This is a genomic window from Thiomicrorhabdus sp. (genome assembly GCF_041583835.1).
Lineage (GTDB): Bacteria > Pseudomonadota > Gammaproteobacteria > Thiomicrospirales > Thiomicrospiraceae > Thiomicrorhabdus.
On sequence record NZ_JBFHFC010000007.1, the window covers coordinates 1 to 12130 of the forward strand.

Annotated in this window: 8 protein-coding genes and 1 tRNA gene; 3 read left to right on the forward strand and 6 right to left on the reverse strand. The window is 48.4% G+C overall.

The features are described from left to right. On the forward strand, positions 1-1054 hold a 1054-nt coding region (locus ABY044_RS05310), incomplete at its 5' end, for a methyl-accepting chemotaxis protein (RefSeq protein ID WP_373018921.1). Here the strand turns inward: ABY044_RS05310 and ABY044_RS05315 are convergent. Next, positions 1041-1769, reverse strand: coding sequence for an arylesterase (locus ABY044_RS05315; RefSeq protein ID WP_373018923.1), 729 nt, complete (start codon positions 1767-1769; stop codon positions 1041-1043). The two genes, ABY044_RS05310 and ABY044_RS05315, sit on opposite strands and share 14 nt — an antisense overlap. Here ABY044_RS05315 and ABY044_RS05320 point away from each other — a divergent pair. Both ABY044_RS05320 and ABY044_RS05325 read left to right on the forward strand, forming a co-directional pair. Then, positions 1719-2435: an ABC transporter ATP-binding protein gene (locus ABY044_RS05320; RefSeq protein ID WP_373018925.1), complete on the forward strand. Its 717-nt coding sequence runs from the start codon at positions 1719-1721 to the stop codon at positions 2433-2435. The two genes, ABY044_RS05315 and ABY044_RS05320, sit on opposite strands and share 51 nt — an antisense overlap. Continuing rightward, positions 2432-4930, forward strand: coding sequence for an ABC transporter permease (locus tag ABY044_RS05325; RefSeq protein WP_373018927.1), 2499 nt, complete (start codon positions 2432-2434; stop codon positions 4928-4930). The genes ABY044_RS05320 and ABY044_RS05325 overlap by 4 nt, the downstream gene beginning before the upstream one ends. A 62-nt stretch (positions 4931-4992) precedes the next feature. On the opposite strand, the gene ABY044_RS05330 is transcribed toward ABY044_RS05325, so the two are convergent. From ABY044_RS05330 to ABY044_RS05350, 5 genes are all read right to left on the reverse strand, one after another. Continuing rightward, positions 4993-5523 (reverse strand): DUF3087 family protein, encoded by a 531-nt coding sequence (locus ABY044_RS05330; protein ID WP_373018929.1) that lies wholly within the window; start codon positions 5521-5523, stop codon positions 4993-4995. A gap of 496 nt (positions 5524-6019) precedes the next feature. Continuing rightward, positions 6020-6096: transfer RNA gene (locus ABY044_RS05335), tRNA-Pro, on the reverse strand. A 146-nt stretch (positions 6097-6242) separates the two neighbouring features. Further along, on the reverse strand, positions 6243-7709 hold the full coding sequence (locus ABY044_RS05340) for an efflux transporter outer membrane subunit (RefSeq protein WP_373018931.1): 1467 nt from the start codon (positions 7707-7709) through the stop codon (positions 6243-6245). Next, the gene (locus ABY044_RS05345; RefSeq protein ID WP_373018933.1) at positions 7706-10861 is read right to left on the reverse strand and encodes an efflux RND transporter permease subunit; all 3156 of its coding nucleotides are present in this window, start codon (positions 10859-10861) and stop codon (positions 7706-7708) included. Before ABY044_RS05345 ends, ABY044_RS05340 begins: the two co-directional genes overlap by 4 nt. A 24-nt stretch (positions 10862-10885) precedes the next feature. Further along, positions 10886-12064, reverse strand: a complete 1179-nt coding sequence (locus ABY044_RS05350; RefSeq protein ID WP_373018935.1) for an efflux RND transporter periplasmic adaptor subunit — start codon at positions 12062-12064, stop codon at positions 10886-10888. Positions 12065-12130: the final 66 nt, after the last annotated feature.

Sequence of the window (12130 nt, forward strand, 5' to 3'; positions counted from 1 at the left end):
CATTCAAGTCATGCAAGCCATGACCCATGGCGATTTCAGCCAGCGTATCAATCTGGAACTTCCGGGTGAATACACCTACTTGAAACAGTACCTGAATGATTCTTTGGATCGTCTGGAACACTCCATCGAAACCAAAAACAGCATTTTGGATAACTATAGCCAAGGTGACTTCTCGTTTACCACTCAGGTGGAGTTCAACGGTAAACTGAACGAATTGAAAAACAACATGGACAGAATGGCGGGCAGCATCAGTAACATGCTTCAGACCGTGAAACGTGCATCCATCGACGCGGTTTCCGGTGTAGAAGAGATCAGTGCCGGTAACCAGGATCTGAACTTAAGAGTGCAAAATCAGGCGACCGCCTTGCAAAGCACGGCGCAAAGTATGGAACAGATGGCTCAAAGCGTCGCTCAATCGCTGCAGCAAGCCGATGAAGTCAACAAGGTCAGTCACGGCGTGCAAAAAACCATTCAACAAGGTAGCGAAGTCGTCGGTGAAATGGATCAAGCCATGCAGGCAATCTTTGATGCCAGCTCCGAAATTTCCAACATCACCGGCGTGATCGACAGTATCGCTTTCCAGACGAACTTGTTGGCGCTTAACGCAGCAGTAGAAGCGGCTCGTGCCGGTGAAGCAGGACGCGGGTTTGCCGTGGTCGCCGGAGAAGTTCGTTCATTGGCTCAAAAATCCGCAGAAGCGGCCAAACAGATTCGTCATGTGAGCGAATCGAGTATGAACAAAATAGAAGCCGGTCTAAAACTAAGTCAACTGACGACTCAAACTTTTGAGGAAAATTTGAAAGCGGTTGCCGAAGTTTCCGGCATGGTCGAAGAAATGAACCAAAGCCTGCAAAAGCAGAGTCACGGTATTCAAGAGGTCAGCCACGCCTTGAACGAAATCGATAATGCCACTCAGCAGAACGCCGCACTGGTCGAACAGATCGCCAGCACGTCGTCCAACATCATCGATCAGGTCAAAGGATTGGAAACTACGGTCAATGCCTTTAAGGTGCTGGAAGGCGAATCCAACATTCTACCGATTAAAGCGGCTTAACGACAAGACTAGCCTGTTTGGTCTTTTGTTTGACGGCTTGTAAAGCCTGCTCGATCAACGGCCAGACTCGTTGCAGAATCTGCGGTTGCGCCTCGGCATTCGGGTGCAACCCGTCCCACTGCATTAGATCGGGTTCCAGAGCGACGTCTTCAAGAAAAAACGGATCGAACAACACGTTAGACTGCTCAGCCAAAGCTTGGTACATTTTCTGTAATTGCAGATCGTAAGCCGGGCCGTAATTGGTCGGCAGACGAATTCCCAGCAACACCACTTCACAATCCGTCAGGCTGGCTTTGCATGAGTCGATCATGGTTTGCAGGTTGCGCTGAGTCGTCTTCAAATCCTGCCCTCTTAAGGCATCGTTGGCCCCCAACTCCAAAACCATCACACTCGGATGGTACTGCTTCAACAACTCCGGCAGGCGCTGCTTACCGCCGGAAGTCGTTTCGCCGCTGATACTGGCATTAACCACCTGTAAATCCGGTTCTTTGGCTTGCAATAAAGCCACCCAACCCTGCTCCGATTCCATCCCGTAAGCCGCGCTGAGACTGTCGCCCATCACGAGCAATAAAGGCTTGGAAACAGCCTGCTGAGTCCCTTGCGGATTCGCCATGGTTAGACTAGGATAAAGGTTCATTCCAACAACCCAGAACAGCCAACCAAAATGAACCAACCACGCCCGTCCGCGCCAATTATCGAATTGCAAAATGTGCACTATCAGATTCCTTCCGATCAAGAGTTACTCGATATCATAAAAGCCTGCTACCTGAGTGTCCAGCCGGAAGAGACTTTAGCGATCGTCGGACGTTCCGGCTCGGGTAAATCGACCCTGTTGGCCTTAATGGCGGGATTGGAACTGCCTACCGACGGCAACATCCTTTTACTGGGAAAATCGCTGGAAACGTGCTCCGAAGACGAACGGGCGCAAATCCGCGCCCAACAGGTCGGATTTATTTTCCAAAACTTCCAACTGATGCCGAGCATGACCGCACTGGAAAACATTCTGATGCCGTTGGAGCTGTTTCAAATTGACGGTGCCAGACAGAAAGCGATGCAGGCTTTGGAAAAAGTCGGCTTGAGCCATCGTGCCCACCACCGCCCTGCCGAACTTTCCGGCGGCGAACAGCAACGCGTCGCCATCGCACGTGCCTTCGTGACCGAACCCAAAGTGCTGTTTGCCGACGAACCGACCGGCAATCTGGACGAAGAAACCGCTCTGCAAATTCAAAACCTGTTGTTTGAACTGAACAACGACCTGAAAACCACTCTGATCTTAGTTACCCACGACATGAGTTTTGCACAGAAATGCCATCGCGTCATGCATCTGACTCACGGTCATTTAGACGAACAACCGGGCAAACAAGCGGAAGCCGTCCAATGAAACAACTTTGGCTTGAAAGCATTACCGCTTCAAAATGGTTTTTCAGAAGTCTGAAAAAAGGGGATTGGCTGTGGTTGATTATGGCCGTCATCATCGCCAGTATGACGGTCACATTGGTCAAACAACTCGGGGAAACCGTACAACAAAGTATGCTGCGCAAAGCTTCCGAATCCCTTGGAGCGGATTTAGTGATTCGCAGCAGCCGGCCAATCGAAGCCAAATGGCAGCAACAGGCTGAGGACCTGGGATTGAAAACCGCCCGCTCCACCTCCGTGGTCACCATGGCGCTCAGTAACGAACAGTTTCAACTGGTCAATCTCAAAGGCGTTACTGACAACTATCCGCTTAGAGGCCGACTGAAATCCACCGAAGATTTGCCGTTTCACCCCCTGAAAGGCGATAAGGTCTGGGTTGAACCCAAACTGATTAGCCTGATGGGGCTTTCCGCCGACAGCGAAATCACCCTCGGGCACATCAAAACCGGCTTGGCAGGCAGCGTACTCAACCAACAAACGCTTGCGCCAATGGGTGGTTTTGCCCCGCAAGTGCTGATTCCGTTGGATACCTTCAAACGCACCGAGTTAATCGGTCCGGGCAGTCGCGCAAGTTATGAACTTTATGCAATAGGCGATGCCGCACAAATCAAACGCTTCTCCAAACGGCTGAACCAAGAAGAGAATCCGCACTGGCAGATTCTTTCGGCCCAATCCCCCACCCAGGATTTGGAAGATTCACTGCAAACCGCCTGGCTATTCCTGGATTTATCCGCACTTTCAGCCGTACTGGTTGCGGGTATGTCGATTCTGATTGCCAGCCGCTTTTATCTGAACCGATGGCAAAGCAGTATGGCGTTGCTGCGCGCATTGGGAGCCGACAACGCCAAAATGCAACGTCTGTTTGCTATGCAACTCAGTTGGATCGCTTTAAGCAGTAGCCTGATCGGCGTTCTACTGGGGTACGGCTTATCCCTGTTACTGCATCCGCTTGTCGGCCATTTTTTTCAACCTCTGGTCGTCGCCGATGCTTGGCCTGCAATGCTGACCGGCTTCATCAGCGGCCTGTTGGTTTTATGGAGCTTTGCCTGGCAGGCTTTCCAAACAGCCGTGCAGACGGCTCCGATGCAGGTACTCAAATCGGTTCCGCGCACACCTAACGGTATCCATTGGTTTATCAGTTTCGCGTTATTACTGGTGTTAATCAGCTTAATGCTAGGAGTCAAATCCATTACTTGGATACTGGTTGGTCTGGTCGCCATCAGCCTTGCTCTGCTGGGAGTCGCCATCGGTTTGTTAAAAGTCATGGCGGCTTTGCAAACCAATAGCCGTGGTTGGTTTAGAATCGCCCTTTCCAATCTGCTTAAAGAACCCGGCCTGGTGAAAATTCAGTTGGTTTCGGTGGGCATGGTTTTGTTTGTCTTAATGTTGATGACCTTTGTTCGCCAGGACTTACTGCTAAACTGGCAGGCCTCGTTACCTGACAACACCCCAAACACCTTTGTTATGAACATTCAGCCCGATCAACGCGATCAGGTCGTCGATATTCTCGCCGCTCAAAAACTGCACCCGGAACTGGTTCCGATGGCTCGCGGACGCTTGACCGCCATCAACCAAAAGCCGCTGCTCGCTTCCGAACAAATGGAAGATCGTGCACGCAGACTGTTGGAACGCGAATCCAATGTCGCCATTCTGGAAAATGTTCCGAGCCACAATGATGTGGTGCAAGAGATTGCCCCTTCAAAACTGACTCTGCCGACCGTTTCGGTGGAAGAAGGTATGGCGGAATTGTTTAACATTCATCCGGGCGATACCTTAAGTTTCAACTTTGCCGGACAGAGTTTCGATTACCAAGTCAGCACGTTGCGTAAAGTGGAATGGCAGAGCTTTCAGCTGAACTTCTTTTTCATTTTGCAGCCGGTTGAACAACGCCACCTGCCGATCTCCTACATCGGAAATTTCCATCTCGGCGGTGACGGTTCGCTTGAATCCGGTAAAACAAGTCCGGTCAGTCAATTGACCCAAACACTGGCAGAACAAACCCCCGGTGTATTATTGATTGACGTACGCCAGATCATGCAGCAAATTCAGGAAATTATGCGCCAGGCAAGTTGGGCGGTAACGGGACTTTACGGATTTACTTTGTTGGCGAGTATCGGCGTTTTATTCACCGCGACCCTTGCCAGCCAGCAGGCCAGAATTCAAAGTTGGCTGTTGCTGCGTACATTGGGTGCGAGAACCCATCAGATCGTCAAGATTGGTCTGACCGAGTTTATTCTTTTAGGAGGATTGGCAGGTATTTTAGCCGCCAGCTTTGCCCAGATTGCCAGCTTGCTGATCAGCCACTTTTTGCTCAAGACCGAACCGAGTTTAAATTTGGATTTGTGGCTGCTAAGCATCGTTATCGGCAGTGGACTACTGCTACTGATCGGCTTATTGACGCAATACAATTTCTTGAGAAAAACGCCTCAACAGCTCAAACTGTATTTAAATCAACTGTAAACCTGAATACAAACCGAACGGGACTGTTCGGTTTTGAAATGTTGGATTTTAAAGTGCCGTGATTAAGCTTGAACCTCATTCTTATAAGGTTCCACCCATTGCGGATCGAAGCTCGTCTGATTCAAATCCAGATTCAGTTCTGTCATCTTCTCTTCCAGGCCGCGTTTTTCGGCCAACAGATCAATCATCGCGTGACTATTGTCTTCCAAACGGTGCATCTGCTCCAGCCCTAGATGATAAAAACGCAGGATTTTCATCGCTTCCGTATCACCCTTCTCCACCGCTTCCTGAATCGGACGTAAACGATTGGTGACGTGCATCAAACTACGCTTTAAACGCCAGCCATACATGGCTTCCCGCATCCATGGACTCTTAACGAAAAACCACTTCACGACAAAAGCCGTAATCACCAAGCCGACAAATGCCCCCATCAGGTTCAACACCAGATGATTATTGGAATATTCGCCAAACCAGTCCACGAACGAGGTTGCCATAACCATTCCGATGACAATAAAAATCGCCATGATGATCAAAGTTGCCTTACGCGTCTGACGACGATAAAACGCCGCATCCATCTCTTCAATTTCAAACATCTAACCGCCTCTTTTATTAAATCAATACCCATGCGAACGGGTTAAACGGGAACATATATTAACATTGAAACCGCTCATACAGCAGCACGATAACGAATTGGATACAAACTTAAATTAAAAATTTCGGAATTAAGGAATAGCTAAAACAGCAATGAAATCACCTTACTCACTAAAAGCCTTTTCAGAATAAGTAAATTAACGTAAAATACAATCAAATAAGTATAATTAAGTAGTCAATTAAGGGCAGACCACAGGTGCGTTATGAATGTTAATAAAGAAATTTTAATTTTCGTAAATCCCACAAAATACATTTCTTTACCTGTACAACAGGAATCATTAGGATTTGACCGTACTAAAATTTTTCATGACTATTTCCATCGAAAAACGACAAAATTGAACACCTACGTTTTAAGCACTAAATGCGAATCCGATACAGAAAAGAAGAGTATTTAGAGATAAAAATTATCGGCTTAGCGACAATTCCTAATATACGAAATGGTCGGAGTGACAGGATTTGAACCTGCGACCACCACACCCCCAGTGTGGTGCGCTACCAAGCTGCGCTACACCCCGATATAAGAGAGATAGAATTATAGGGAGTTTGCGTCACAAATCAACCAGCCAATACACTTTAAGCCGGTTTTTTAACGCCTTTTACGCCAAGCAGATGCTTAGCGAAAAATCACTCCCCATAATCCATAAAACAATTTAAGAAAAAATTAAGCCTCCGCTTTAGGTTTTTCCCAACTTCCGCCTAATGCTTTATACAAGCTGACCAAGGCACTTGAATGATTCAATTTCATGGAAACCTGAGCCAGTTCGGCATTGAACAAGTTGCGTTGCGCGTCCAATACTTCCAGATAGCTTGAATAACCGGCATCGAAACGACTTTGAGCCAATTCCAACGTCTGTTTCAAGGCAGTAACCTGACGCTGCTGAGCGGCTAGCTGCTTGGAACTGCCTTCCAATCTGGTCAATGCATCCAGAACCTCTTTAAAGGCGTTACGAATGGTCTGTTGATAATTAATGACCATCGCCTTTTTCTGGGCTTCGCTGATACGTACCTGCGCCTGACGTCGGCCGTAATCGAAAATCGGAGCAGTAATGCCTGCAGAAGCATTCCAGGTCACGGCATCGTCATCGAATAAGTGGCTTAGAGCTTCACTTTGAAAGCCTAACAATCCCGTCAAACTGATCGACGGGAACAACGCAGCTTTTGCCACGCCGATATTCGCATTAGCGGCAATCAAACGCTGTTCGGCAGCAAAAATGTCCGGACGACGATTCAACAAATCCGAAGGCAGGCTTTTCGGTAAAGGTAAGCTGTCTGTATAGGTCAGCGCTTCCGTCGGCATTGCATCGCCGGTCATATTGACCAACGCACTCGGCGAACGGCCAACCAATACGCCAAGCGCATGCAATTGTAAATCACGTTGCTCTTGCAACTGATGCAACGAAATTTCGACCGCCGCCAACTCCGATTCAGCTTGGTAAACCGTTAAAGGCGTAACACTACCGTATTCCAATTGGGTTTGACGCAATTCAAGCGTTTCCTTTCTGGACTGTACGGTGTTCTGCGCCAACAGCAAACTCTGATTCAGCGCCATCAAATTCAAATAGGACTGAGCAACCGCGGCACTCACACTCAACTTCAACGTATGCTGGTCGGCTTGCGTGGCTTTCAATGCCGCTTCGGACTGTTTCACCGAAGCATCGACTCTGCCCCACAAATCCAACTCGTAACTCAATAAAGCACCCAACGAGAAATCACCGAACGTCGCGCCCTGCTGCATCGGATAAGCTTGATCGCTGGATTGAGTTCGGGCGAGTCCGGCGTTGGCATTCAACTCGGGATATCGACCCGACTGGCTTTGGCGTAACAGAGAAATCGCCTGTTCCAGATTGACTCTCGCCAAGGCGATATCCTGGTTATTTTTCAACGCTTCGTCGATCAATTGATTCAACGTCTCGCTACCGGCTAGCTGTTTCCACCAAGCCGATTCATCCATGACCACCGACTGCAACTGTTGCGTTTGACTTAACTGCCATTGATCGGGCAACTCGGTTTTTGGTTTTTCATACACCGGAATCTGGCTACAACCCGCCAACAACAGTACAGGAATCAAAGTAGACAACGGTTTTAAAACCGGACGACTCATCGTTTTATTCAACGTGACCTGTTTCATCTTTCTGACTCCTGTGTCTTCGAAGTTTTTTCGATTTTAGTCTCTTTTTTCCCGGAAATGCGTTCCGAGAATTCGGCAATCCAACGGAAGAACATCGGCACGAACAACGGTGCCAGTACGGTTGCCGCAATCATACCGCCTACAAGTCCCGTACCAACGGCAGCACGCGCCGCCGCACCGGCACCGGTACTCAACATTAACGGTACCGCCGCAATCGTAAAGGCCAAAGAGGTCATGACGATCGGACGGAAACGTAATCTTGCGGCGTGCTGTGCGGCTTCCGCCAAAGGCACACCTTTCTTACGTTCCTGCATCGCCACCTCAACGATCAGAATGGCATTTTTCGCAGACAGACCGATCAAGGTCAAAAGACCCAGCTCGAAATAAATGTCATTGCTCAAACCGGCCAACCAAACGGCAATCGAGGCTCCCAATACCGCAAACGGAACGGCTGTGATAACCGCCAAAGGAATCGACCAGCGTTCGTACTGTGCCGCCAGGATCAGGAAGACAAACAGAAGACCAAATAAGAATGCTTGGTTACCGGCACTGGCCGACTGCTTCTGTTGATAGGCTTCACCAACCCAACCTAAAGAGTACCCTTCCGGCATCACCTCTTTAGCTACTTCTTCAAACGCGGCGATCGCCTGACCGGAACTGTAACCCGGAGCCGGTTCGCCCATCAGCTTAGCCGCCGGGAATAGGTTGAAACGATCCACCACGTCAGCCCCAGTCAAACGTTTAAAAGACACCAAGCTGCTCAGCGGAATCATCTCGCCGGTTTGCGAACGCACGAACACTTGCGACAAATCTTCCGGCTTTTCACGATAATCCGCTTCCGACTGAAGATTAACCTTGTAGGTACGACCATACAGGTTGAAATCGTTCACGTACAAACTTCCGAAAGTCGCTTGCATCGCTGCAAACACCTCTTTAGCGGAAACCTGCATGCTCTGCGCCTTCTCTCGGTCCAGAACCACTTCATATTGAGGAACCTTAGTCGAGAACGTCGTACGAACCTGATTCAATTCAGGGCGCGCCGAAGCTTTAGCGATTAATTCATCGGTCACTTTACTCAGTGCAATCGATCCTTGACCTGTCCGGTTTTGCAGATAGGCTTCGAATCCACCGGTCATACTCATCCCCATAATAGTCGGCATGCCGATCGGAATGCTGAACGCATCAGGCACCGCCATCAACTGACCGAACAGTTGACCGACAATAGCAGGCGATGACAATTCCGGTGATTGACGTTCATCCCAGTGTTTCAGCTTCACGAACGAAACGGCCGAATCGGTTTTTTGAGTAAATGTCTGCAAGTCGAACCCGGCAAAACTGATCGAGTGTTCGACGCCGGGATGTGCTAACAAGGTATTACTAACTTGGTCACGAACCACTTCCATTCTCGACAAAGAAGATGCCGGCGGCAGATAGCTCAATACAAACAAGGTCCCTTTATCCTCTTGAGGCAACAAGCTTTTCGGCAAGTGGCTCAACGACTGGTAGGTCAAAGCAATCAATCCACCGAATAAAATGAGACTGATCAAACTGTATCGCATTATCAAACGGACACCGGAACTGAAACCGGAGGTCAACCAGTCAAAAAAGCGGTTGAATGTACCGAAAAAGCGGCCTTGCTCCAAATGGCCCGACTTCAACATATTAGCACAAAGTGCCGGGGTCAAAGTCAAAGCGACAATACCGGAAATGGTGACCGAGATGACGATCGTAATGGCAAATTGTTTGTACATCTGCCCTGTCAAACCACCAATAAATGCCACAGGTAAGAAGACGGCAGCCAACACCAATACGATGGCAATGATCGGCCCGGTAATCTCACTCATCGCCTTAAGCGTTGCCTCTCGGGCGGACAAATGATAGGTCCGCATGATCCGCTCGACGTTCTCGACCACGATGATAGCGTCATCCACCACGATCCCGATTGCCAGAATCATACCGAATAAGGTCAGCTGGTTGATCGAGAATCCAAGCAGATACATACCGATGAACGTACCGATGATCGAAACCGGAATCGCCAGAACCGGAATCAAAGTTGCACGGAAGTTCTGCAAGAATAGGAATACCACCAAAACAACCAGAACCAAAGCTTCCAATAATGTATAAATTACCTTATTGATCGAAATCTCAACGAATTCGGTCGTATCATAAGGCACCGCATAAGACAGGCCTTTCGGGAATTTGGCCCCCAACTCTTCCAATTTGGCATCGATCAACTTAGAGGTTTCCAGTGCGTTTGCGCCCGGTTGCAAGAAAACCCCCATCGGAACGGTCGGTTTACCATCGTAAGTTGCATTGAAATTATAGGCTTGAGCACCTAGTTCGACTCTAGCCACGTCTTTCAGGCGTAACATCGCGCCGTCACTTTCTGCACGCAGAATAATGTTCTCAAACTGAGACACATCGGACAGACGCCCTTCGGTTGTCACCGTATAAGTGAAAGCCTGAGCCGTATCCATAGGTTCCTGACCAAAACGGCCGGCGGCAAACTGAGAGTTCTGCGACTTAATCGCCATTGAAATATCATTCGGGGTCAGGTTATATTTCGCCAACTTGTTCGGATCCAACCAGATACGCATCGAATAATCTTTGGAACCGAATTGTCTGACTTCACCCACGCCCGGAATACGCGACAGGTCATCCAAAACGTTGATAAGCCCGTAGTTTGCGATAAAAACCGTATCCAGACTGGAGTCATCGGAGTACAGCGCAATAACTTTGAGGATACTGGATGACTTCTTGTTAACCTGCACGCCCAACTGTTGAACTTCGGCAGGTAAACGAGCCAAAGCCCCCTGCACCTTATTGTTGACGTTAATGTTGGCCTGATCGATATCGGTTCCGATATCGAAGGTGACCGTTAGGGTCAAGGTGCCGGACGAAGACGTGACACTGTTGATATACAACATGTCGTCAATCCCGTTAATAGCTTGTTCCAAAGGCGCTGCAACCGTATCGGCGATGGTTTCAGCACTGGCTCCCGGATAGGTCGCAACCACACTTACCTGAGGCGGCACGATTTCCGGATATTCGGCGATGGGCAATGATTTCATTCCCATGTAACCGGCGATCACGATGATGAATGAAAAAACCGTGGCCATTACCGGTCGATCTATAAAAAATCTCGAAAACATGATTTATCCTTTATCCGATGAAGGTTATTGCGCTTTATTAGCAGGGTTACCGGCGTTAGCTGCCGCAGGTAAAACCTGTACCGGTGTCTTAGGTCTTAGCTTGATCAAGTTACCGACGATCACTTGGTCTCCGTCATTCAAACCGGTTTCAACCAACCAGTTCTCCCCTTCTTGCGCCGCTAAGCCCACTGGATAAAGCTCGGCCAAACCTTGTTTAACGACATATACGAATGCTTGCTGCCCCATCTGCAATACTGCTTTTTGAGGAATCGTAAAAACGTTTTTACGCGTAGCGGAATAAACTCTCAATCGTTCGAATTCTCCCGGCAAGAACTGGGCATTCGCATTATCAAAAATCGCACGGCCTTGCACACTTCCGGTTTTAGCATCGATTTTGCTGTCGGTGAAATCCACGGTTCCTTTTGCCAACACTTGTTGCTTGTCGTTTATGATTTCAGCATTCAATTTAACGTCGCTGACCAATTGAACCTTACCTGCTACGATCTCTTTATGTAACGACAGACGTTCGCTATCGGGAATCGAGTAGGTGACGTAGATCGAATCCAACTTGGTAATAGTCGTAAGTTTGCTATTTTCCGCATTCGTTCCGACCAAGTTACCCACATCTTGCTCTTTAATACCGGTCACACCGGAAATTTCAGCCTTAACCTGTGTATAGTCCAGATCAATCTGTGCATCATTTAATGCCGCCTTGGCACCTTCAAGCGAAGCTTTGGCAAGTTCAAGACTTGAAATAGCGTTATCTCGTTCTTGTTCACTCACCGCCTTTTTCTTATAAAGACCCTCGACTCGCTTATACTCTCTCTCAGCCTGATTCAAATTAGCTTGAGCGACCTGAACCTGCGCCTTTGCTTTATTCACCAATGCCTGATAACGACGGTCGTCAATTTGATACAACAATTGTCCTGCCTTAACCGTTTGACCGTCTTCATAAAATTTCTTTTGCAAAATCCCGCCTACACGTGCATAAACCGTGGCTTGCTGAACCGCCTGAGTTCTTCCCGGATACTCAAAATAGACCGGAGCATCCATGCTTTGGACTTTCAGCACATTAACCGGCATCGCTTGTGGAGCGGGTGCTCCACCTTTTTCTTGACCGGCAGAAACACTCGCAGGCAACAATAAAGTAACAGCTAATAGAAATGAACTCATTCGAGCCAATGGATGGAATGTGGCAGACATAGGATTTCCCTCAAACTGAATTTGACATAAAAACGAAGTGTAACATACACTACACTTTATTCTCAA